This window comes from Colwellia sp. MB02u-9 (assembly GCF_014077085.1).
Lineage (GTDB): Bacteria > Pseudomonadota > Gammaproteobacteria > Enterobacterales > Alteromonadaceae > Cognaticolwellia.
The window spans coordinates 1-25,176 of sequence record NZ_JACGVF010000070.1 but is presented as its reverse complement, the minus strand read 5'-3'; the positions used below and the strand labels follow the sequence as shown (position 1 = coordinate 25,176).

Annotated in this window: 18 protein-coding genes and 5 tRNA genes; all 23 read right to left on the bottom strand. The window is 41.0% G+C overall.

Annotated features, from left to right (window positions below; genetic code table 11):
- Window positions 1–150: 150 nt before the first annotated feature.
- The 23 genes from tuf (H4J65_RS03695) to H4J65_RS03585 all read right to left on the bottom strand — a co-directional run bounded on the left by tuf (H4J65_RS03695) (window position 151) and on the right by H4J65_RS03585 (window position 25,015).
- The gene (gene tuf / locus H4J65_RS03695; RefSeq protein WP_182137223.1) at window positions 151–1,335 is read right to left on the bottom strand and encodes an elongation factor Tu; all 1,185 of its coding nucleotides are present in this window, start codon (window positions 1,333–1,335) and stop codon (window positions 151–153) included.
- A gap of 68 nt (window positions 1,336–1,403) precedes the next feature.
- Window positions 1,404–3,500: an elongation factor G gene (gene fusA, locus H4J65_RS03690; protein WP_182137231.1), complete on the bottom strand. Its 2,097-nt coding sequence runs from the start codon at window positions 3,498–3,500 to the stop codon at window positions 1,404–1,406.
- Window positions 3,501–3,641: 141 nt separating this feature from the next.
- A complete protein-coding gene (rpsG, locus tag H4J65_RS03685; RefSeq protein WP_182137230.1) occupies window positions 3,642–4,115 on the bottom strand; it encodes a 30S ribosomal protein S7 in 474 nt (157 codons plus the stop codon).
- A 96-nt stretch (window positions 4,116–4,211) separates the two neighbouring features.
- Complete coding sequence (gene rpsL / locus H4J65_RS03680) at window positions 4,212–4,586, bottom strand: 30S ribosomal protein S12 (protein ID WP_011045492.1); 375 nt, start codon at window positions 4,584–4,586, stop codon at window positions 4,212–4,214.
- Between the two features lie 213 nt (window positions 4,587–4,799).
- A complete protein-coding gene (gene rpoC / locus H4J65_RS03675) occupies window positions 4,800–9,005 on the bottom strand; it encodes a DNA-directed RNA polymerase subunit beta' (protein ID WP_182137229.1) in 4,206 nt (1,401 codons plus the stop codon).
- Window positions 9,006–9,110: 105 nt separating this feature from the next.
- Window positions 9,111–13,139, bottom strand: coding sequence for a DNA-directed RNA polymerase subunit beta (gene rpoB / locus H4J65_RS03670; RefSeq protein ID WP_182137228.1), 4,029 nt, complete (start codon window positions 13,137–13,139; stop codon window positions 9,111–9,113).
- Window positions 13,140–13,337: 198 nt separating this feature from the next.
- The gene (gene rplL / locus H4J65_RS03665) at window positions 13,338–13,700 is read right to left on the bottom strand and encodes a 50S ribosomal protein L7/L12 (protein ID WP_146877795.1); all 363 of its coding nucleotides are present in this window, start codon (window positions 13,698–13,700) and stop codon (window positions 13,338–13,340) included.
- Window positions 13,701–13,800: 100 nt separating this feature from the next.
- Entirely contained in the window at window positions 13,801–14,295 is a 495-nt protein-coding gene (gene rplJ, locus H4J65_RS03660; protein WP_182137227.1) for a 50S ribosomal protein L10, read from the bottom strand.
- 311 nt (window positions 14,296–14,606) lie between these two features.
- Entirely contained in the window at window positions 14,607–15,302 is a 696-nt protein-coding gene (gene rplA / locus H4J65_RS03655; RefSeq protein ID WP_182137226.1) for a 50S ribosomal protein L1, read from the bottom strand.
- A gap of 2 nt (window positions 15,303–15,304) precedes the next feature.
- Window positions 15,305–15,733 carry a 50S ribosomal protein L11 gene (gene rplK / locus H4J65_RS03650; RefSeq protein ID WP_182137225.1) on the bottom strand — a complete coding sequence of 143 codons (429 nt, stop codon included), beginning with the start codon at window positions 15,731–15,733 and terminating at the stop codon, window positions 15,305–15,307.
- A 480-nt stretch (window positions 15,734–16,213) separates the two neighbouring features.
- On the bottom strand, window positions 16,214–16,792 hold the full coding sequence (gene nusG, locus H4J65_RS03645) for a transcription termination/antitermination protein NusG (protein ID WP_126667296.1): 579 nt from the start codon (window positions 16,790–16,792) through the stop codon (window positions 16,214–16,216).
- Between the two features lie 9 nt (window positions 16,793–16,801).
- Entirely contained in the window at window positions 16,802–17,185 is a 384-nt protein-coding gene (gene secE / locus H4J65_RS03640) for a preprotein translocase subunit SecE (RefSeq protein WP_182137224.1), read from the bottom strand.
- A 108-nt stretch (window positions 17,186–17,293) separates the two neighbouring features.
- Window positions 17,294–17,370, bottom strand: a tRNA-Trp gene (locus H4J65_RS03635).
- Window positions 17,371–17,755: 385 nt separating this feature from the next.
- The gene (gene tuf, locus H4J65_RS03630; RefSeq protein WP_182137223.1) at window positions 17,756–18,940 is read right to left on the bottom strand and encodes an elongation factor Tu; all 1,185 of its coding nucleotides are present in this window, start codon (window positions 18,938–18,940) and stop codon (window positions 17,756–17,758) included.
- Between the two features lie 77 nt (window positions 18,941–19,017).
- A tRNA-Thr gene (locus H4J65_RS03625) sits at window positions 19,018–19,093 on the bottom strand.
- A 16-nt stretch (window positions 19,094–19,109) separates the two neighbouring features.
- Window positions 19,110–19,184, bottom strand: a tRNA-Gly gene (locus H4J65_RS03620).
- Between the two features lie 29 nt (window positions 19,185–19,213).
- Window positions 19,214–19,298: transfer RNA gene (locus tag H4J65_RS03615), tRNA-Tyr, on the bottom strand.
- Between the two features lie 34 nt (window positions 19,299–19,332).
- A tRNA-Thr gene (locus H4J65_RS03610) sits at window positions 19,333–19,408 on the bottom strand.
- 134 nt (window positions 19,409–19,542) lie between these two features.
- A complete protein-coding gene (locus tag H4J65_RS03605; RefSeq protein ID WP_182195646.1) occupies window positions 19,543–20,277 on the bottom strand; it encodes a type III pantothenate kinase in 735 nt (244 codons plus the stop codon).
- On the bottom strand, window positions 20,274–21,248 hold the full coding sequence (gene birA, locus H4J65_RS03600) for a bifunctional biotin--[acetyl-CoA-carboxylase] ligase/biotin operon repressor BirA (RefSeq protein WP_182186345.1): 975 nt from the start codon (window positions 21,246–21,248) through the stop codon (window positions 20,274–20,276). Before birA ends, H4J65_RS03605 begins: the two co-directional genes overlap by 4 nt.
- Window positions 21,245–22,279 (bottom strand): UDP-N-acetylmuramate dehydrogenase, encoded by a 1,035-nt coding sequence (gene murB, locus H4J65_RS03595; protein WP_182195643.1) that lies wholly within the window; start codon window positions 22,277–22,279, stop codon window positions 21,245–21,247. The genes birA and murB overlap by 4 nt, the downstream gene beginning before the upstream one ends.
- A 70-nt stretch (window positions 22,280–22,349) precedes the next feature.
- Window positions 22,350–24,509 carry a polysaccharide biosynthesis tyrosine autokinase gene (locus H4J65_RS03590; protein ID WP_182195640.1) on the bottom strand — a complete coding sequence of 720 codons (2,160 nt, stop codon included), beginning with the start codon at window positions 24,507–24,509 and terminating at the stop codon, window positions 22,350–22,352.
- Window positions 24,506–25,015: a polysaccharide biosynthesis/export family protein gene (locus H4J65_RS03585; protein ID WP_182195636.1), complete on the bottom strand. Its 510-nt coding sequence runs from the start codon at window positions 25,013–25,015 to the stop codon at window positions 24,506–24,508. Before H4J65_RS03585 ends, H4J65_RS03590 begins: the two co-directional genes overlap by 4 nt.
- Window positions 25,016–25,176: the final 161 nt, after the last annotated feature.

The window sequence follows — 25,176 nt, the reverse complement described above, 5'->3', positions numbered from 1 at the left end:
TAACGTGTTCTACAATCAAGCAACGATACGTTAAGGTAATAGCAGATACCAGACCAACAACTATTGACCTATTGCCACTTCACTATAGCTCAACTAGAAAACAAAAAAGACGCCTAAGCGTCTTTTTTATCGTGTTAATGTCTTCTAAAATTAAGCGATAATTTTAGATACAACACCAGCACCAACTGTACGACCACCTTCACGGATAGCGAAGCGTAAACCTTCGTCCATCGCAACTGGGTTGATAAGCTCTACAACAAACTTCAAGTTGTCGCCTGGCATTACCATTTCAACACCTTCAGGAAGCTCTACTGCACCAGTAATATCCGTTGTACGGAAGTAAAACTGTGGACGGTAGCCTTTAAAGAATGGCGTATGACGACCACCTTCATCTTTGCTTAGTACATAAACTTCTGACTCAAACTTAGTATGAGGTAAAATTGAACCAGGCTTACATAGTACTTGACCACGTTCAACGTCTTCACGCTTAAGACCACGAAGAAGAACACCACAGTTCTCGCCAGCACGACCTTCGTCAAGAAGCTTACGGAACATTTCAACACCAGTACAAGTAGATGTTTGTGTGTCACGAATACCAACAACTTCAACTGCGTCGCCGATTTTAACAATACCGCGTTCAACACGACCTGTTACAACCGTACCACGACCTGAGATTGAGAATACATCTTCGATAGGCATGATGAATGCTCCGTCGATTGCACGCTCTGGCTCTGGAATGTAGTTATCTAATGCATCAGCAAGTTCGATTACTTTCGCTTCCCATTTCTCGTCGCCTTGAAGAGCGCCAAGTGCTGAACCTTGAATTACCGGTAAATCATCACCTGGGAAGTCATATTCAGAAAGAAGTTCACGAACTTCCATTTCTACTAATTCTAATAATTCATCATCATCAACAACATCACATTTGTTCATGAATACTATGATGAAAGGTACGCCAACTTGACGTGATAACAAGATGTGCTCACGTGTTTGTGGCATAGGACCATCTGTAGCAGCAACTACTAAGATAGCGCCATCCATTTGTGCAGCACCGGTGATCATGTTTTTGATGTAATCGGCGTGACCAGGACAATCTACGTGTGCATAGTGACGTGCAGCTGTATCGTACTCAATGTGAGAAGTATTAATCGTAATACCACGTTCACGTTCTTCAGGAGCGTTATCGATTTGTGCGAAATCTTTAACTTCACCACCGTGAACTTTAGTTAATACTGCAGAGATAGCAGCTGTTAAAGTTGTTTTACCGTGATCGACGTGACCAATAGTACCAACGTTAACATGCGGTTTTAAACGTTCAAATTTTGCTTTAGCCATTTTTCAATTACCTTAAAGTTTATTAAAAGCCCGGCCAAAAGACCGAGCCAGACTTTCAAAAAGCCTTACTAAGATTCAATTATTTTGTCGGCAACAGCCTTTGGTGCTTCACTGTATTCGTGAAACTCCATTGAATATGATGCGCGACCTTGAGTTGCACTACGCAATGCAGTAGCGTAACCAAACATTTCAGATAGCGGTACAAATGCATTCACTATCTTCGAACCAGCTGGACCTTCGTCCATGCCATCGATCATGCCACGGCGACGGTTTAAGTCACCAACAACATCACCCATGTTTGCGTCTGGCGTAATAACTTCGACTTTCATCATAGGCTCAAGAATTACCGGTGACGCTTTTAGCGCCCCTTGTCTAAAACCAATCGATGCAGCGACTTTAAACGCCATTTCGTTTGAGTCAACTTCATGAAAAGAGCCATCGAAGAGTGTGACTTTGATGTCTAATAACGGGTAACCCGCCAACACACCACTGTCCATTTGCTCTCTACAACCCTGTTCAACTGAGGGGATAAATTCTTTTGGAACACTACCACCGACAATTTCATTGACAAACTCGAAGCCTTCACCTTTTGGCAAGGGCTCCATTTTCAACCAAACATGACCAAATTGACCACGACCACCTGATTGACGAACAAATTTACCTTCCACTTCAACTGCTGAACGAATGGTTTCGCGATAAGCCACTTGTGGATTACCGACATTACATTCAACGCCAAATTCACGTTTCATACGTTCAACTAGAATATCGAGGTGTAATTCCCCCATACCTGAAATGATGGTTTGACCCGTTTCTTCATCAGAGACTACTCTAAATGACGGATCTTCTGCGGCCAATTTACCTAACGCTATGCCCATTTTCTCTTGGGAAGCGACAGTTTTTGGCTCAACTGCTACAGAAATTACTGGTTCAGGAAACTCCATTCGTTCGAGCGTGATCACATGATTTACATCACATAAAGTATCACCTGTAGTGACATCTTTAAGACCAATAGCCGCAGCTATATCGCCCGCTCTTACTTCTTTAATTTCCTGACGGTCATTTGCATGCATTTGCACAATACGACCTAAACGTTCTTTTTTACCTTTCACAGGATTGTATATACTGTCACCAGTTTTTACTACACCTGAATAGACGCGAAAGAACGTTAACGTACCGACAAATGGGTCAGTGGCGATTTTAAATGCTAAAGCAGCAAATGGCGCTTTATCATCAGCTTCGCGAAAACCTTCAGTTTCGTTTTTGTCGTTATTAATACCTTTTATCGCTTCAACATCAGTTGGCGAAGGTAAAAATTCTACAACAGCATCAAGTACTGCTTGAACGCCTTTGTTTTTGAAAGCTGAGCCACAAGCACAAAGGACAATTTCATTGTTTAGCGTACGGGTACGCAGCGCAGATTTTATTTCTGCTTCGGATAAGTCACCTTCTTCAAGGTATTTATCCATTAATTCTTCAGAGGCTTCTGCAGCTTCAGAGACCAGATGTTCATGCCAATGTTCGGCTTGCTCTAGCATCTCTGCTGGGATATCTTCATAAGTAAAAGTCATACCCTGGTCACTTTCGTTCCAGTTAATGGCTTTCATCTTGATTAAGTCGACAACACCAGTAAAGTCATCTTCAGCGCCGATTGCTAAATGAATAGGCACTGCATTAGCTTTCAAGCGAGAATTAAGTTGCTCAACTACTAATAAGAAGTCTGCACCTGTGCGGTCCATCTTATTAACAAAAACTAGCCGTGGAACAGAGTATTTCTCCATTTGACGCCAAACAGTTTCTGTTTGTGGTTGAACTCCTGAAGAAGCACATAATACTAATACCGCACCGTCTAATACACGTAATGAGCGTTCTACTTCAATCGTAAAATCTACGTGACCAGGGGTGTCGATGATATTAATGCGATGGTCTTCAAACTGGGCTTGCATGCCTTTCCAGAAACAAGTTGTTGCCGCAGAAGTTATGGTTATACCACGCTCTTGCTCTTGCTCCATCCAGTCCATAGTGGCTGCGCCATCATGAACTTCGCCGATCTTATGTGAAAGACCAGTGTAGAAAAGTACCCTTTCTGTTGTTGTCGTTTTACCGGCATCGACATGAGCACAAATACCAATGTTTCGGTAACGCTCAATAGGGGTTATACGTGCCACAATTACTTCCTCTTTCTGAGACTTTATCTCAGATTATAAAACAGTTGTGGTTATCACTTTATATCAATGTTGATACACGGTGATAACCACGGCATTACGCTTGTTACTATAAAATTAGCAAAGCTTGCTAATTCATAGTGCCTACCAACGGTAGTGAGCGAATGCTTTGTTAGCTTCGGCCATACGGTGAACGTCTTCACGTTTCTTAACCGCTGAACCTTTGCTGTCAGACGCATCTAACATTTCGTTAGCTAGGCGCTGAGCCATTGATTTTTCACCACGTTTACGAGATGCTTCAACTAACCAACGCATGGCTAGTGCATTACGACGCACAGGACGAACTTCAACTGGAACTTGGTAAGTAGAACCACCAACACGACGAGACTTTACTTCCACTTGTGGGCGGATGTTGTCTAACGCTGTTTCGAATAACTCAAGGTGAGTCTTCTCAGTGTCTTTCTCAGTTAAAATGTCTAATGCACCGTAAACAATTTTTTCTGCAGTAGATTTTTTACCATCAACCATAAGGATGTTGATGAATTTTGCTAAAAGTTCGTTATGGAACTTAGGATCTGGCAATATCTTACGTTGCCCTACGACGCGTCTTCTTGGCATCTTAATTCTCCGTTGTTTTCAGGTATAACCCAAAATTTAATATTTTATTTGGCCTTACTTAACGCTTTCTATCTCTAATTAAAGAAATAAAATAGCTTAAGATTTAGGTCGTTTAGCACCGTATTTAGAACGGCCTTGTCTTCTGTCGCTTACACCTGAACAATCAAGTGCACCACGAACGGTGTGGTAACGCACACCTGGTAAATCTTTAACACGACCACCACGAATCAAGATAACACTATGCTCTTGTAAGTTATGACCTTCACCACCGATGTATGAAGTTACTTCGAAGCCGTTAGTTAAACGAACACGAGCTACTTTACGTAATGCTGAGTTAGGTTTTTTTGGTGTAGTTGTATACACACGAGTACATACGCCACGACGTTGTGGACAAGCTTGTAACGCTGGTACGTTACTTTTAGTTACTTGTCTTACACGTGGTTTACGTACTAATTGGTTAATAGTTGCCATTAAATAGCTCCCGATTAGTTAAATTTGTGTAAATTCCAATCAATGGGGAAATTTACACCCTTATAAACGTGAAAATCCGCGACCTCATATTCAATACTTAAAAGTAGGGAATACAGGGTCGCGGAATTCTATAGGTCAAGCTTTAACCTGTCAAGCTTTACTCGCAATAGACAGGTTAATCATCTGCTTTAACCACTTTTTCAATACGATTGCCTAAGAAGACAAATCTGCATTCAAAGCATCCGTTAATGCTTGCGCTGCGTCGTCAGCTGATACTGTTACTTCTTCTACAGGAACGGCGTTTTTAGCACGCGCTCGTTCCTGATGATAAGAATAACCTGTACCTGCTGGGATTAAGCGACCAACAATAACATTCTCTTTTAAGCCACGAAGTTTATCTTTCTTACCAGCTACCGCTGCTTCAGTCAGTACACGCGTCGTTTCTTGGAAAGAGGCTGCCGAGATGAATGACTCAGTAGCTAATGATGCTTTAGTAATACCCATCATTTGCATTTCGTATTCAGCCGGTTGTTTACCTGCAGCTTCTAATTCACGATTAGAGATATTGACACGGGCAACTTCCAGGATTTCGCCTTTAAGGAAGGTACTATCACCGGCATCTAAGATCTCACACTTGCGGATCATTTGACGCACGATAACTTCAATATGCTTATCGTTAATCTTAACACCTTGCAAACGGTACACTTCTTGTACTTCGTTAACAATATAGTTAGCGACTGGCGCTACACCACGTAAACGTAAGATGTCATGTGGAGACTCTGGACCATCGGCAATAACTTCACCTTTAAGTACAGATTCACCTTCAAACACGTTTAATTGACGCATTTTAGGGATCATCTCTTCGTATACTTCACCACTGGGTTGTGTGATTAATAAACGCACTTTACCTTTAGTTTCTTTACCAAAGGCGATGATACCTGTCTTCTCAGCTAATATCGCTGGAAGTTTTGGCTTACGCGCTTCAAATAAATCAGCTACACGTGGCAAACCACCCGTAATATCACGCGTTTTCGACGACGCTTGAGGAATACGCGCTAACGCATCACCAATACCAACTTCTGCACCATCTTCTAGGTTAACAATTGCATTACCTGGTAAGAAGTATTGTGCTGGAATTTCAGTACCCGCGATCATCACATCGTTGCCTTTAGCATCAACCAATTTAACTGCTGGGCGCATTTCTTTACCCGCAGTATTACGTTGACCAACATCTGTGACTACGATACTTGATAAACCCGTAAGATCATCAGTTTGGCGAACCATAGTTACGCCATCAATAAGCTCAACAAACTGCACCTTACCGGCTACTTCTGTGATAATAGGATGCGTATGCGGGTCCCAGTTGGCAATGATATCGCCTGAGTTTAGTACTTCGCCATCTTTCTTATTAAGAATGGTACCGTAAGGTACTTTATAACGCTCTTTCTCACGACCAAGCTCATCAATTACGGTTAGCTCAGATGAACGAGAGGTAATCACTAAGTGATCTTCAGAGTTAGTTACAAATTTAGCATTTTGTAATTTCAGTGTACCTGTATTCTTAACCTGTACGTTGTTCTCTGCTGATGCACGAGATGCCGCACCACCAATATGGAACGTACGCATAGTTAACTGTGTACCTGGTTCACCGATAGATTGTGCTGCCACAACGCCAATCGCTTCACCTTGGTTGATCATATGTCCACGAGCCAAATCACGGCCGTAACAATGAGCACAAATACCAAAATCGGTTTTACAGGTAATGATTGAACGTACTTTCATTTGATCAATTGAATTTTCTTCAATGAAATCACATAAAGCTTCGTCAATTAGCGTATTACGAGGTAATAGAACTTCGTCAGTACCTGGCTTGACAACATCTTCAGCTACAACACGACCGAGCACACGTTCGCGTAACGGCTCAACAACATCACCACCTTCAATCAATGGCGTCATTTGTAAACCGTCTAATGTTCCACAGTCATGTTCGGTTACGACCAAATCTTGTGCAACATCAACTAAACGACGAGTTAAGTAACCCGAGTTAGCTGTTTTCAATGCCGTATCGGCCAAACCTTTACGCGCACCATGAGTAGAGATGAAGTATTGTAATACGTTCAAACCTTCACGGAAGTTAGCGGTAATTGGTGTTTCGATGATTGAACCATCTGGCTTAGCCATCAAACCACGCATACCTGCAAGCTGACGAATCTGCGCAGCACTACCACGAGCACCTGAATCGGCCATCATGTAGATTGAGTTGAAAGAGTCTTGCTCTTCTGGCTCACCATGACGGTTAATAACAGTTTCTTTTGATAAGTTGTCCATCATAGCTTTCGAGATTTTCTCGTTGGCAGATGACCAGATATCAATAACTTTGTTGTATTTTTCACCCTGAGTTACAAGACCTTGCTCGAACTGAGTTTGAATTTCTTTAACTTCTTCTTCTGAATCTTCGATGATGGTGTATTTCGCTTCTGGAATAACCATGTCGTCGATACCAACTGAAGCACCCGCGATCATCGCGTAGTGGAAACCTGTGTACATAATTTGGTCAGCAAAGATAACGGTATCTTTAAGACCTAAGTTACGGTACGCATGGTTAATCAGTTTTGAAATTGGCTTTTTACCTAGTGGCTGATCAATAAGATCATAAGGCATGCCATCTGGACATACTTGCCATAAGATTGCACGACCAACAGTGGTATCGCGCAGCTTAGTTACCGGTTCAAAAACACCATCACTGTTACGAACATGTTCAGTAATACGAACTTTCACGCGGGCATGAAGTTCAGTAAAACCTGTACGGTAAGCTTTTTCAACTTCTTTGATGTCGGTAAAAACCATACCTTCACCTAAACCATTCACACGATCGCGCGTTAGGTAATATAGACCTAATACAACATCCTGTGATGGTACGATGATTGGATCACCGTTCGCTGGAGAAAGTACGTTGTTCGTTGACATCATCAACGTACGTGCTTCCATTTGTGCTTCGATTGTCAACGGTACGTGTACCGCCATTTGGTCACCATCGAAATCGGCGTTATAGGCCGCACAAACTAATGGATGCAAATGAATCGCTTTACCTTCAATTAATACAGGTTCAAACGCTTGGATACCCAATCTATGAAGTGTTGGTGCACGGTTAAGCATAACCGGATGTTCACGAATTACTTCGTCAAGTACATCCCAAACTTCAGCGCCTTCACGTTCAACTAATTTCTTAGCGGCTTTAATTGTTGTTGCTAAACCACGTGCTTCTAATTTACCGTAAATAAATGGTTTGAATAATTCAAGTGCCATTTTCTTAGGTAAACCACACTGATGTAAGCGTAGCGTTGGACCAACAGTGATTACTGAACGACCAGAATAATCAACACGTTTACCCAATAAATTCTGACGGAAACGACCTTGCTTACCTTTGATCATATCGGCAAGAGATTTAAGAGGACGTTTGTTAGAACCAGTAATAGCGCGACCACGACGACCGTTATCTAATAATGCATCAACAGATTCTTGCAACATACGCTTTTCGTTACGTACGATAATATCTGGTGCTACTAGATCTAGAAGACGTTTTAAACGGTTGTTACGGTTAATAACACGACGGTATAAATCGTTTAGATCAGACGTCGCGAAACGACCGCCATCCAATGGTACCAACGGACGTAAATCTGGTGGCAAAATTGGTAAAACGTTCATGATCATCCACTCAGGCTTATTACCTGATGCCGCGAATGCTTCCATTAATTTCAAACGTTTAGTGATTTTCTTACGCTTTGTTTCAGAACCAATTTCAGGTAACTCTTCACGCATTTGCGCTACTTCACCATCAAGATCAATCTGTTGTAATAACGCAAGTACCGCTTCAGCACCCATTAGGGCGTCAAATTCGTCACCGTGCTCTTCTAACGCATCAAGATATTCTTCTTCGGTTAGAATTTGGCTTTTCTCTAATGTTGTCATACCAGGTTCGGTAACAACGTAAGATTCAAAATAAAGCACACGCTCAATATCACGTAACGTCATGTCTAATAATAGACCGATACGAGATGGTAATGACTTTAAGAACCAAATATGGGCAACTGGACTTGCTAGTTCGATATGACCCATGCGGTCACGACGAACTTTAGTTAATGTAACTTCAACGCCACATTTTTCACAAATTACACCACGGTGCTTAAGGCGTTTGTATTTGCCACAAAGACATTCGTAGTCTTTAACTGGGCCAAAAATACGCGCACAGAACAAACCATCACGTTCCGGCTTAAAAGTACGATAGTTAATCGTCTCAGGTTTCTTTACTTCACCAAATGACCATGAACGAATCATGTCAGGTGAAGCTAGTCCGATGCGAATACCATCGAACTCTTCTGTTTGATTTTGTTGCTTAAGAAACTTAAGTAAATCTTTCACACACTCTCTCCTGTCGGAGTTAAATACCGGAGAGAACAGTTATCTGTTCTCTCCCTGTACTGACTTCAGCTGATGCTAAAAGTCAGCAATGTAGCTTGAGGTAGCTTAGTCCTGATCTAATTCGATGTTGATACCCAACGAACGAATTTCTTTCAACAATACGTTGAATGATTCAGGGATACCCGGCTCCATGCGATGATCACCGTCAACTAAGTTTTTATACATCTTAGTACGACCGTTAACATCATCAGATTTAACCGTTAACATTTCTTGCAAGGTGTAAGCAGCACCGTATGCTTCAAGTGCCCATACTTCCATCTCACCGAAACGCTGACCACCAAACTGTGCTTTACCACCTAGAGGCTGTTGCGTTACTAGCGAGTATGAACCCGTAGAACGTGCATGCATTTTGTCATCAACTAAATGGTTTAGTTTTAACATATACATGTAACCAACCGTCACAGGACGCTCAAAGTTACGACCAGTACGGCCATCTGTCAGCGTAAACTGACCACTTTCAGGCATATCAGCAAGTTTAAATAAGTCTTTAATTTCTTTCTCGCTGGCACCATCAAATACTGGTGTCGCAATCGGAAGACCTGCTCGTAAGTTACCCGCTAAGCGCATGATTTCATCATCTGAGAATGAATCAATATCAACTTCTTGGCGAGATTCACCTAGGTTGTAAACTTCCTTTAAGAATTCACGTAATTTGTGAATTTCTAATTGAGCTTCCAACATACGGTTAATTTTTTCACCGATACCACGTGCAGCCATACCTAAATGTGTTTCTAGGATCTGACCAATGTTCATTCGTGATGGTACACCCAACGGGTTAAGTACTACATCAACAGGAACACCGTATTGGTCATAAGGCATGTCTTCAACTGGTACTACGTTTGAAATAACACCTTTGTTACCATGACGACCGGCCATTTTATCACCTGGCTGGATACGACGCTTAACCGCTAAATACACTTTAATAATTTTTAACACGCCTGGCGCTAAATCAGCACCTTGAGTGATTTTACGACGCTTAACTTCATACTTTTTATCAAAGTCTGCTTTAATGTTGTCGTATTGTTCAGCAATTTGCTCAAGCTCTGACTGTTGACCTTCATCAGCTAAGTTTTGAACTAACCACTTATCACGAGACATGCTGTTAAGATCAGATTCATTTAAACCTGAGCCTAGCAATAATTTTTTCGCACGTGCATAAATACCATCTTCTAAAATACTAAACTCATCACCCAAGTCTTTCTTAACTTGTTTAAGTTGCATTTCTTCGATTTCAACAGCACGAGCATCTTTTTCTACACCGTCACGGGTGAAGATTTGTACATCGATGATGGTACCAGACACTGAGTTAGGTACACGTAAAGAGCTGTCTTTAACGTCAGCCGCTTTTTCACCAAAGATGGCACGTAATAGTTTTTCTTCTGGCGTTAACTGTGTTTCACCTTTAGGAGTAACTTTACCCACTAAGATGTCGCCACCATTAACTTCAGCGCCAATATAAACAACACCCGCTTCATCTAGTTTAGATAATGCAGACTCGCCAACATTTGGAATATCAGCCGTTATTTCTTCGCTGCCTAGCTTAGTGTCACGAGCGATACAAGTTAGCTCTTGAATATGAATCGTCGTAAAACGATCTTCAGTAGCTACACGCTCAGATAACAACATTGAATCTTCGAAGTTGTAACCATTCCAAGGCATAAATGCAATACGCATGTTCTGACCAAGGGCTAGTTCACCCATGTCCGTTGAAGGACCATCGGCTAGCACATCACCACGAACTACAGGCTCAGCCATACGACAAATTGGACGTTGGTTGATACAAGTGTTTTGGTTTGAACGGGTGTATTTAGTTAGGTTATAAATATCAATACCCGCTTCACCAGCGTGCATTTCATTTTCATTAACTTTAACGACAATACGTGAGGCATCAACGTAAGCAACAACACCACCACGTTTAGCAACAACAGTTACACCAGAGTCAACAGCAACAATTTTCTCCATGCCGGTACCCACAAGTGGTTTATCCACTCTTAGTGTCGGTACTGCTTGACGTTGCATGTTCGAGCCCATCAAGGCTCTGTTCGCATCATCGTGCTCTAGGAATGGGATAAGTGACGCTGCAACAGAAACGATCTGCTGTGGAGAAACATCCATATACTGAACTTGTTCAGCAGACATCAAAGTAAATTCGTTTTTATGACGACAAGCCACTAAGCCTGCAACTAATTTACCTTCTGCATCAACTTCAGCAGTGGTTTGTGCAATAACAAAGTTACCTTCTTCAATAGCAGAAAGGTAATCTATGTCGTCAGTGATTAAACCATCAACAATTTTACGGTAAGGTGTTTCCAAGAAACCGAAATCGTTAGTACGTGCATAACACGATAACGAGTTGATCAAACCAATGTTTGGACCTTCCGGTGTTTCAATTGGACAAACACGACCATAGTGAGTTGGATGTACATCACGTACTTCAAAACCAGCACGTTCACGTGTCAAACCACCTGGCCCTAAAGCAGAAATACGACGCTTATGCGTCACTTCTGATAACGGGTTGTTTTGATCCATAAATTGTGACAATTGTGATGAACCAAAGAATTCTTTAACGGCAGCAGAAATCGGCTTAGCGTTAATTAAATCTTGTGGCATGATCGCATCTAAGTCACCAAGACTTAAACGTTCACGAACAGCACGTTCAACACGAACTAAACCAACACGGAATTGGTTTTCTGCCATTTCGCCTACAGAGCGAATACGACGGTTACCTAAGTGATCAATATCATCAACTTCACCTTTACCGTCACGTATGCCGATTAAGGTTTTCATCACTGAAATGATGTCTTCTTTAGATAAAACACCAGTACCAATATCATCAGCATTGCCAACACGACGGTTGAACTTCATACGACCTACTGTTGACAGGTCATAACGCTCTAATGCAAAAAATAGGTTGTTAAATAGCGTATCGGCTGCGTCTTTTGTTGGCGGCTCGCCTGGACGCATCATACGATAAATTTCCACTAACGCTTCTAAGCGGTTAGTTGAATTGTCAACACGTAGTGTGTCTGACATATATGAACCAACATCAAATTCGTTCATATATAAAGTAGAAAGTACTTTATGGCCAGCTTGGCTTAACTCAGCTAACATTTCTAGCGTGATTTCAGCATTCGCTTCAGCAATGACTTCACCCGTAGATTTGTCAATGTAAGCTTTAGACAGTACTTTACCAACGATATATTCAGCAGGTACTTCTAATTTTTCAAGCTTAGCTTTTTCTAGCGATTTAATATGACGAGCAGTGATACGTCGGCCTTGCTCAACTAAAACATCACCTTTAGGTAATTTTATGTCGAAAGTAGCCGTTTCACCACGTAAGCGTTCTGGAATTAAATCCATTACTAGCTTATCGCCTTTAATAGAAAATTCTGTTGTATCGTAGAAGATATCTAAAATTTCTTCCGTTGAATACTCTAAAGCACGCAAAATTATCGACGCAGGTAATTTACGACGACGGTCAATACGAACAAATAAGTTATCTTTTGGATCAAATTCGAAATCTAACCATGAACCACGGTAAGGTATAACACGAGCGTTATATAACACTTTACCTGATGAATGCGTTTTTCCTTTATCGTGATCGAAAAACACACCTGGAGAACGGTGTAATTGTGAAACAATAACACGCTCTGTACCATTGATGACAAACGTACCGTTGTCAGTCATTAATGGTATTTCACCCATGTATACTTCTTGTTCTTTGATATCTTTTACTGTGCCTGCCGCCGCTTCTTTATCATAAACGACTAAACGCAATTTAACGCGTAATGGCGCAGAGTAGGTGATACCGCGGATTTGACATTCTTTGACGTCAAATAACGGTTCGCCCAAACGATAGCTTACAAATTGTAATTCTGAGCTACCAGAATAAGCTTTAATTGGAAAAATAGAATGAAATGCAGCCTCTAGGCCTGTTTCACCTGTTGGATCAATATCAATAAACTTACGGAAAGATTCGAGTTGGATTGATAACAAGAATGGATAATCCATTACTTGAACACTTTTACCAAAGTCCTTACGAATACGTTTCTTTTCAGAGTAAGAGTAAACCATGGGGTTCCTCAGCTTGCTGGTTATGGCCGAATCTGTCTTAAAAAAGACAGGATATAGCAGTGATACTTTTTTTATCAAGCATCAAATAATGCACTGTTTTGGTTTAAAAAAAAACCACTTTCTTTAGCGCAAAAAGGCCGGTGACGTTTAAATCACCAGCCATTGCCTTTTCAGGCAAATAATCTGTTTAAAAACAGACTATTTGATCTCAACAGAAGCACCTGCTTCTTCAAGAGTTTTCTTAAGCGCTTCAGCTTCAGCTTTATCAACGCCTTCTTTAATTGCTTTTGGAGCTGACTCAACTAAATCTTTAGCTTCTTTTAAGCCAAGACCTGTAGCGCCACGAACTGCTTTGATTACAGCAACTTTCTTCTCGCCGAAGCTAGTCATCACTACATCAAATTCAGTTTGTTCTTCAACAGCTTCAGCAGGTCCAGCAGCGGCAACAGCAGCTGATGCAGATACGCCAAATTTTTCTTCCATTGCTTCAATAAGTGCAACAACGTCCATTACTGACATTTCAGCAACTGCGTTTAGGATATCGTCTTTAGAAATAGACATTTTAAATTTCCTGTTCAATTAACAACCTGTTGGCTGTTATAAATAACTATAAATACAAAAAGTGCAAATTGTGCTCTTAAATTTAAGAGATAAACAATTATTAAGCAGCTTCTTGTTCTTTCTGATCGCGTACTGCAGCAATCGTGCGGACCAATTTGCCTGCAGATGCTTCTTTCATTGCGCTCATTAAACGGGCAATTGCTTCGTCGTAAGTTGGTAGCTTAGCTAACATATTTACGTCTACTGAATTGCCTTCAAATGCGGCGGCTTTTAATTCAAACGATGGATTTTTCTTCGCAAAGTCTGTAAATAAACGCGCTGCTGCACCTGGATGCTCGTTTGAGAATGCAATTAACGATGGACCAACCAATGTGTCAGCGACACATTCAAAGTCAGTACCTTGTAAAGCACGACGTGCTAACGTGTTACGGATAACTTTCATCCATACACCATTTGCACGAGCTTCTTTACGTAAAGTCGTTATTGCTTCAACTGCAACACCGCGAGAATCCGCGATTACAGCTGATTGAGCGCCATTAGCAGCTTCTTGAACTTCAGCAACTATTGCTTTTTTGTTATCAAGATTGATAGCCATTGGCTTTACTCCTGGTTCACCGGTAATAAAAAACCGGTATTTACTATCCCTAAGCAAACTAAGATCCGCTTAGGCCGTTACGGCGAGGACCAGAATTAGGAAATACTGGGTAATCACCATCTACGTAGGAAAAATTAAGCTTTCAACGAAGAATCGTCTCGGCTCCTACGGTCTTTGACGGGGTTGTCTAAAATTAATTAACGCTAATTTACGCGAATTAAGTAGACAACACCTACCAAAATTTAAGGGGCGAAATTATAGTCTACAATTTAACCCCTGTAAAGCATCGATTACCGACACTTTATTGAAAACTACAGCGTCAAGCTAGCTTGGTTAACGGCAACGCCGGCACCCATAGTAGTTGAAACAGAAATTTTCTTAATGTACTGGCCTTTAGCATTAGCTGGTTTTGCTTTTTTAAGCGCTTCCAATAATGACTCAAGGTTTTCCTGCAATTTAGCATCGTCGAAATCAGCCTTACCAATGGTAGTATGGATGATACCGTTTTTGTCATTGCGGTAGCGGACTTGACCCGCTTTTGCGTTCTTTATTGCAGTAACAACGTCAGGTGTAACTGTGCCAACTTTCGGGTTAGGCATTAGACCACGTGGACCTAAAATCTGACCTAGTTGACCAACAACACGCATAGCATCTGGAGAAGCAATTACCACGTCAAAGTCCATTACACCGGCTTTAACTTGTTCTGCTAAATCTTCCATACCTACGATGTCAGCACCGGCTTCTCTCGCTTTATCAGCGTTAGCGCCTTGCGTAAATACAGCAACACGAACGTCACGGCCTGTACCATTTGGTAATACAGTCGCGCCACGTACGTTTTGATCTGATTTACGAGCATCAATGCCAAGGTTAACAGCAACATCTACGCTTTCACGAAATTTAGCAGTAGCTAATTCTTTTAATAAAGAAAGTGCTTCAGCGATGTCATATTCTTTTAGTACGTCTACTTTTTCACGGATAAGACGAGTGCGTTTTGATAATTTAGTCATAATTAATCCTCTACCACTAAACCCATTGAACGAGCAGAACCCGCAATGGTACGCACTGCAGCTTCCAAAGAACCAGCAGTAAGATCGGCTTCTTTCATCTTAACAATCTCTTCAAGTTGTGCTGTAGTAACAGTACCAACTTTATCAGTGTTAGGACGACCTGAACCACTCTTAACACCAGCAGCTTTTAGAAGTAAATAAGCAGCGGGTGGAGTTTTTGTTTCAAATGTGAAAGAACGGTCAGCATAAACAGTAATAACTACTGGTACTGGAGCGCCTTTTTCCAAAGAATCAGTTTTTGCGTTAAACGCTTTACAAAATTCCATGATATTTACACCGTGTTGACCTAGTGCAGGACCAACTGGCGGTGACGGATTTGCTGCACCAGCAGCAACTTGTAGCTTAATTAAAGCTGTGACTTTTTTAGCCATGGTTTTAATACCTTTAGTATGGGTTCAAACGCTGATGATTTAAAACAGCTCCCCGTTAACAAAAAATCGATTTTTTATTCATCAGATAAAATCATCAGATAAAATCGGCAGCGGATTATATATTATTACAAGGTGGTAGTGCAAGACATGATGCTTGATTTGTATAAAAAAAGACCGAAATGCGCTATCAGTAAGCCAAGGGGGGATCTACGCCTTCTTTTCTCATTGTTTCCTCACTGTAAAAATATAATAAAATAATTAACAGGAAGAAAAGAAGAAGGACAAAGGAGAAAGTATAAATCAGGGCATCTTTAAATTTTTTCAGTCTCTACTCATTCCCTTCTCATTGTTTCCTCCCTGTAAAAACATAAATAAAATAGTGCACAGGAAGAAAAAAGACAGGACTGAAGGAGAAGGCATAGATCAGAGGATATAAAAAAGCCAGAGTAAAAACTCTGGCTTTTTTGGGAATATTTATTGCTAGCCTTTTTCGACTTGCCCAAATTCCAAATCAACAGGTGTTGAACGACCAAAAATAAGCACAGAGACTTTAATACGATTTTTCTCGTAATCAAGTTCTTCAACCACACCATTAAAGTCAGCAAATGGACCGTCAATAACACGTACCACTTCGCCTGGTTCAAACAATGTTTTAGGTTTAGGTTTGTCAGTGTCTTCAAGGCGCTGTAAAATGCGATCCGCCTCTTTTTGTGAAATAGGTGCTGGTCTTTCTTTAGTGCCACCAATAAAACCTAACACACGCGGCACACTTTTAACTAAATGCCATGATTCATCGTCTAATTCCATATGAACTAAGACATAGCCTGGAAAGAATTTACGTGAACTTTTACGCTTTTGCCCGGCGCGCATTTCAATAACTTCTTCAGTCGGCACAAGAATTTCACCAAACTTTTCTTCTAAACCATGAATACCAATATGCTCAAGCAATGTTTTTTGTACACGGCCTTCATAGCCAGAGAACGCTTGGACTACATACCAACGTAATTTAGGATTGTTATTTTTTTCAGGCGTATCTGTAATTGTAATTTCTTCAGTCATGACGGTACCTTAACCTACTTTTAATCCAGTAATTAATCCAACAACCCAGAACAGAACTGAATCTAAACCCCAAAGTAATAAAGACATAATTAATGTTGCTACTAATACTATACCCGTTGTTTGCACGGCTTCTTGACGCGTTGGCCAAACCACTTTGCGTACTTCAGTACGAGACTCTTTAGCAAATGCTACAGCTGTACGGCCTTTAACTGTTTGCATAGCAATAAGCCCTGCAATAACAATAGCAGCAACTACCGCTATAGCGCGCACGAGAACTGATTGTTCAGCAAAAATGTAATTACCAAAAACAGCGCCAGCTAGAAGTAAAACGATTACGCTCCACTTTAAAAAATCAAATGAACCACTTGGTTCAGCTTCAGTACTTGCATTCATATCTACTACCCGTAATTACATGTCTAATCTAAGACAAAGCACCCCGATACAATCGGAGTTAAAATCTAAAGCCCCTATTATTTTATTAATAAGCACTTTACTCAAAAATGGCAGGGGTAGAGAGATTCGAACTCCCAACCGTCGGTTTTGGAGACCGCTGTTCTACCAATTGGAACTATACCCCTTCAATCTGTACTTACACTTACCGAGTGATTCTTAGTTGTTTGGGAATTAAGAGAGACTCTAGAAGTGAGGCGCTATTATACTAATCAAAATATTTTACTCAAGGACTATTTTCGAGTTTTAACTAGATGCTGTATCAGCCTTGATTTTTCACCCTGCTTATTGGCTTTTATAAATAACATTGATACTCAACAATCTGCAAAAAAAAGACACCTAAGCGGCTTTTTTATCGCCTTAATCCGTTCTAAAATCAAGCAACGATTCGTTAAGGTAATAGCAGATACCAGACCAACAACTATTGACCTATTGCCACTTCACTATAGCTCAACTAGAAAACAAAAAAGACGCCTAAGCGTCTTTTTTTTATCGTGTTAATGTCTTCTAAAATTAAGCGATAATTTTAGATACAACACCAGCACCAACTGTACGACCACCTTCACGGATAGCGAAGCGTAAACCTTCGTCCATCGCAACTGGGTTGATAAGCTCTACAACAAACTTCAAGTTGTCGCCTGGCATTACCATTTCAACACCTTCAGGAAGCTCTACTGCACCAGTAATATCCGTTGTACGGAAGTAAAACTGTGGACGGTAGCCTTTAAAGAATGGCGTATGACGACCACCTTCATCTTTGCTTAGTACATAAACTTCTGACTCAAACTTAGTATGAGGTAAAATTGAACCAGGCTTACATAGTACTTGACCACGTTCAACGTCTTCACGCTTAAGACCACGAAGAAGAACACCACAGTTCTCGCCAGCACGACCTTCGTCAAGAAGCTTACGGAACATTTCAACACCAGTACAAGTAGATGTTTGTGTGTCACGAATACCAACAACTTCAACTGCGTCGCCGATTTTAACAATACCGCGTTCAACACGACCTGTTACAACCGTACCACGACCTGAGATTGAGAATACATCTTCGATAGGCATGATGAATGCTCCGTCGATTGCACGCTCTGGCTCTGGAATGTAGTTATCTAATGCATCAGCAAGTTCGATTACTTTCGCTTCCCATTTCTCGTCGCCTTGAAGAGCGCCAAGTGCTGAACCTTGAATTACCGGTAAATCATCACCTGGGAAGTCATATTCAGAAAGAAGTTCACGAACTTCCATTTCTACTAATTCTAATAATTCATCATCATCAACAACATCACATTTGTTCATGAATACTATGATGAAAGGTACGCCAACTTGACGTGATAACAAGATGTGCTCACGTGTTTGTGGCATAGGACCATCTGTAGCAGCAACTACTAAGATAGCGCCATCCATTTGTGCAGCACCGGTGATCATGTTTTTGATGTAATCGGCGTGACCAGGACAATCTACGTGCGCGTAGTGACGTGCAGCTGTATCGTACTCAATGTGAGAAGTATTAATGGTAATACCACGTTCACGTTCTTCAGGAGCGTTATCGATTTGTGCGAAGTCTTTAACTTCACCGCCGTGAACTTTAGTTAATACCGCAGAGATAGCGGCTGTTAAAGTTGTTTTACCGTGATCGACGTGACCGATAGTACCAACGTTAACATGCGGTTTTAAACGTTCAAATTTTGCTTTAGCCATCTTAAAGTACCTCTGGGTAGATTAAATCTATTAATTTCTTAGTCAACATTGATTAATCTATAGAAGGCCTAAAGAAGTGGTGCTGATAGGCAGATTCGAACTGCCGACCTCACCCTTACCAAGGGTGCGCTCTACCAACTGAGCCATATCAGCATTTCTCTATAAAGACTGGAGCGGGTGGCGGGAATCGAACCCGCTTCATCAGCTTGGAAGGCTGAGGTAATAGCCAGTATACGACACCCGCTAAATTCTATCAGATTATCTCTGTTAAAATGGTGGAGGGAGGTGGATTCGAACCACCGAAGGCTGAGCCGTCAGATTTACAGTCTGATCCCTTTGGCCACTCGGGAACCCCTCCAAATTTTAATATCACATTACAAGTAATGTATTAATGGTGCCGACTGCCGGAGTCGAACTGGCGACCTACTGATTACAAGTCAGTTGCTCTACCAACTGAGCTAAGTCGGCACTACATTAAGTGGTGCGAATTCTAGAGTAATGTTTTCGTGCTTGCAACAGCAAAATGCAAATAATAAGCATGTTTTTATGCGTTTGATGGTTTTTTACCCACAATCACAAATTTTTAACTATAAACACAGATCTTAACGCGCTTGAAAACAGCTTAAACCAAGAAAAACTAACTTGGGTTCAAGTTGACAGTGCTCAGCCATTAGCTTTGCAATCTGTTCACCATTGCCGCCAGTTATCAGTACCTTGTCGAGTGTTAACAAACTATTTGCTTGAATAATAGCTTCTTTAACCGCCCCTATGGTCATCGCCCAACTACCATGGTTCAAACAATTTGAGCTGTCCTGACCAAAAGATATACTTGCGGTAACTTTAGGTGTGGCGATAATTTTAGTGGTACGGGTTAATAAACTATCAAATAGGGTTTGTACGCCCGGCATGATCCAGCCACCAAAATGCTGACCATTCGCCGCTAACAGATCAACCGTTGTCGCAGTGCCAGCATCGATAATAAGTAAGTTATTTTGTGGATAAAGCTGTTTCGCCCCTATCATAGCCAGCCAACGATCAACGCCTAGGCTTTCTGGCTGCTGATAAGACGAGCATATTCCAAACGCGCTTGCTGAACTCTGTACTTGTACAAAAGCAATATTATAGTCTGTTACCCACTTTTCGATCGCATCATGCACTTGGTTACCATGCACGTTAGCAAGAATAACTTCGCTCACCTGTGAAAATTTACCTTGCGATAACTGTGCTTGAAAAGCGTGATAGTTGAGATAAACAATGTCAGAAAGTGGCGCAGAAACACCAGAGGCTTGAAAAACATATTTTACCTGGGTATTACCGACATCAATTAACAGCCTCATAACCCAGCCCTTAGACTAACTTCACCACCATACACAGGACTTACTTGGCCATTTACCTCCAACATTAATGCCCCTTGGCCGTTAATACCGCGACAAATACCCCGAGTGACTTTCTCACCCGTAATCAAAGCAACAGGTTTGTTAATGTAGAAATCTTGTGCATGCCACTGAGTCACCATAGTATTGATGCCCGTTTCGCTATGCACTTTTAAACGCCTATGTAAGGCTGCAATGATGTTGGCCGCTAACATGTTTCTATCAATATCAACACCTATAGCGCTCGACAAATCAATCCAAGGTTGATCGACTAATACAGCACTCTTGGCGGGCATTTTAATATTGAGGCCAATGCCAATAACACAATGACAAGGCTCCATCGCTTGACCTTCAAGATCAATTAAAATGCCAGCAAGTTTAACACCATTGAAATAAATATCATTTGGCCACTTCAATTCAACTTCCACTTGATAAAGTGCTTTTATTGCATCACTCACCGCCAATGCCGCCACAACGCTTAACCCCATGGCTGCTGACATACCTTGTTCTAGATACCAATACATTGACAAGTAAATGTGTGAGCCAAAAGGTGAAATCCATTGTCGCCCCCTGCGTCCTCGACCAGCACTTTGATATTCAGCAATACACACTTGCCCGATAACATTTTGGTTGGGCAAACGGCGCATTAAATAACTATTAGTTGAGTCGATTAAGTTATGAACTTCTACCTTGGCACTAGTATTTTGCTCGGCCAATTCTGCAACGATGAGACTTTCGTTGAGCAGTTCAATGGGTTCGGCTAATCGATAGCCTTTGCCGGTGACACTAAAAATATCAAAGCCCATTTCTTGTAATGCACTAATATGCTTTGAAATAGCCGCGCGGCTGACGCCGAGTTCTTCGCCTATGGCTTGCCCCGACAAAAACTCACCTTTAACCAATTTTTTAATCAACTGCTCACGAATTGCTTTCATTGTTGACACCCTGTGTTGATACGACTTAGCTCACCATCAGCGCCAATAAATCTAACTTCTGGTATCAATTGAAGATTAAATTTGGCCATGATTGTTTCCTGAATATAGACTGACAAGGCGACAATATGCTCACCCTGCTTACTGTCATAGTTAATGATCACTAAGGCCTGGTTTTCATGTACCCCCACACCCCCGTCACGAAAACCTTTAAGACCGGCTTGCTCAATCAGCCAACCTGCGGCTAACTTTATTTCACCACTGTGTTGTCGATAATAAGGCATCTTCGGATACTGCTGCTGTAAAGCATGAAAAAAATCTTCACTCACCAGCGGATTTTTAAAAAAGCTGCCGGCATTAGGCAGTAGTTTAGGCTCAGGTAGTTTTGCCTGACGTAACTGGATAACTTTTGCCATAATAGCCTGCGGAGTCACCGGGGCAATAATAGTGTTTAAGCCCTGATAACTGTCGACCGGCTGCCAAGCTTTTGGCAATAAAAAATGCACCTGGGTAATAATACCTTTGCCGTTTAATGCCTGCTTAAAAATACTGTTACGATAGCCAAATTGACAGGCGGCGTTACTATAATCTATCAACTTTTTCGTGGCAAAATCAAACCAAGTAACACGTTCAATAAAGTCACTCACCTCAATACCATAAGCACCGATATTTTGTACTGGCGCGGCCCCCACACTGCCAGGGATTAAGGCCAAATTTTCTAAACCGTATATAGCGCTATTACTGCAAAACAAAACCAAGTTATGCCAATTTTCACCACAAGCGGCACTGACCTGAAAATATTCATCGTGTTCAGTGACCTCAATACCCATTAAGCTGGGCTTAATAATGGTTGGCGCCTTCGCTTGGCAGAATAAGGTGTTAGTACCTTCACCAAGAATATAAGACCTGAGCGCTTTATCTGTGCTTATTTCAAACAGCTCTTTAACGGTAGATGGGAACAGTATCTCAGCGGTGACGGCTGGCACATTTAAACTATTTAATGCTTGTAGAGGGAAGTTAGCGCGTGTTTTCATAACAGTGACTATAAAAAATTTGTCTTATTGTACGCAAAAATAGCCTTCGCATAAACTCTATTAGGTGCAGTTAACCGCGCTTTCTTGCTGAAAGATTGATGATATTATTACCTTGAGTGTAATATTTATTCTGATATTCGTCGGTAACAATATTTTCACTGTGGTTAATCACCACACCTTCAATAGGTGCATTAACCTGTTTCAGCATTTTAAGACCCGCCGATATTTGTTCTCGCTTGGTTTTATTACCATGGACAACATATAAGACACTGTCGACTAATTTAGAGATAATCACTGCATCACTGACGACATTAACCGGCGGAGTTTCAATAATAATACGGTCATAAAAATTACCAAAAACCTTTATTAGCGTATTAAAGCGCTTCATAGAAAGAAAAACCAGCGGGTTAGCCGGGGTAATGCCCGAAGTCAAAATGTCTAATTTGACGTTTTTATCACGAATAATACATTCATGAATTTGATGTGTGTTGGCCAACAAATTTGAAAGACCTGGACGATATTCATTCAAATTCATATTTTTAGCTATGGTCGGGTGGCGCATGTCCGCTTCAATAAGTAGCACCTTTTCCATCTCACTAAACGAGCGAGCAAGATGAAGAGCAACAGTAGACTTGCCTTCACTGGGCACTGAAGAGGTAACGGCAATTATTTTAGCTGGGGTGGTTTCACTGTTAAATAGTAAGGCGGTTCGTAAGGTGCGAATAGCTTCTGTAAAGCGATTGTCAGTGCTGTAACTGTCGTCTTTTAGTGCCTGTGAACTCGCCTGAATTTTTGGTAAAACCGCAATAATTGGTGCTTCATTGAAATTATCCAGTTTGTGTCGAGAGTTAAGTGTATCCATTAAGAATTCACGCATAATAATAATAATAGAGCTCAACATAATGGCGAGGAGAAACGCCAGCACTATCATCAAAGACTTCTTAGGAGCAAACGGGCTTTTGGGCACAATTGCCTTATCAATAAAGCGCACATAAAAATTCGCTTTGTAGTTATCCATAGCATCAGCTGCTTTCAAGCGCACCAAATAATTGCTATAAAGCTCTTTGTTAGTGTCAACTTCACGGCTGAGCTGCGAAAATTTATTTTGTAAACGACTTAAACGTAAGTAATCTTTTTTCGCAGTCGCCAACCGCTGCTTTGTGCCATTGACTCTTTCTACCGCACTAAAATATTCTTTTTCTATGGCAATAACAATATCGAAAACTTGTTCCACAATGCCTTTGTTAAGGGCGATTAATTCGGCATGAACAGCAATTTTTTTAGGATGCTTGGGGCCGTAACGCTGCGATAGTTCAAACATTTTACGTTCAATTTTTTCTTTAGTTTGACGTAATTGCATTAGCGTGGAATGACTACTAATTTCAGGTAAATCGCTTAATTTTTTAATATCCCCCTTGTGCTGTTGAATCTCTTGATAAGAAATCGCGAGGTCGTCTGCTACTTTTGTCGCTTTAAGTGCTGCAGAGCTTAACTCGGTTAATTTAGCGCCAACTAGACCAACAACGCCATGGATATCAACAATACCCTCAGCTTCTCGATAGGCTTGTAACGACAGCTCTGAGTTTTGCAACTTTTTTCCCAGTTCTTCAAGTTGATTAACCAACCAATCAGAGGTGGTTTCTTTTGAGGCACTATGAATTTCGTCTTGATACTCCAGGTAAGTAATACCCACCTGATTGGCTATTTCTTGTGACAACTGGGGCGAATAAGACCCATAAGATATATTCACTAGCTCAGTACCGACAATAGGAGCAATACTTAAGTTTTGTTGAAATTGGCCAACAAGATCACTCACTGACGCCGTCGCACTGCGCTGGCCAATTCGAGCAAAAATGGCCAGTTTGTCATTATATTTCCCACTATTAAATGCTTGATGTTGCACCAAATCCAACTGAGATATTACCCGTTCGGCGAACTTACGCGAGCGTAATAATTCGAACTGTGTTTGAATCTGCTCCTTACTAGCGTTTGATTCATTAAAGGCATTGTTAATAGACAATGTATTGGCTGGCTTATTGGTACCGATTTGCAAAATAGCGCTAGCACGATATGAAGGCTTGAGTAATGAAGTATAAAAGGTGGTCAAACAAGTGATCACTAGAGTAAAAAATAAAATTTTCCAACGGCCCACCCAAAGTGGCGTTAAAATTTCTTTTAAATCTATTTCATCATTTGTTGATAGCAAATGTTCATTTTCTAGTGTTTTCAAAAAAAACTTTGCTCAATTTCTATGATGTCATCAGGCAAGATCACGCTAGCAACATTGCCCTCAAGAACTATTTTTTTGCCTGCAATTAATCTGGTGATATTCCACGACGACTTTGACGCTCGCGCGGCCAATCCACCAGCAATAGCAATGGCTTTATCTAAGGTTAAATCTTCCTGAAAGGGATAACCACCCGGGCGCTTAACTTGTCCGTGAATAAAAAAGGGCCGGTATTGAACAATAGACACCATTACTTGAGGATCTATTAAATAATCACCGCGTAAGCCGTTAGTTATTTTATTTGCTAAATTTTTTGATGAGATCCCCGTAACGACAAGATCAGATAAAAACGGAAATGAAATAACACCTGATTTATTGACTTTAACTTGGGTGGTTAAATCTGCTTCGCCATAAACCATTATCTGAATTTGATCCCCAGCACCTAACTTATAATCATCGCCTGTTGCATGGCCGAGAAAAAACAACAAACAAAACATCAAAATTCGCATATTTCATCCAACTAGGTTAAAACTATTACATCACAGGTAAACTACTTATTAGTGATAGATAAACTCGCATTGTTATTACTATTACTGAGTTAAAAAAGTATTGAGTTCAACAAGTACTGAGTTCAACAAGTACTGAGTTCAAAACAATGAGTAACCAACAT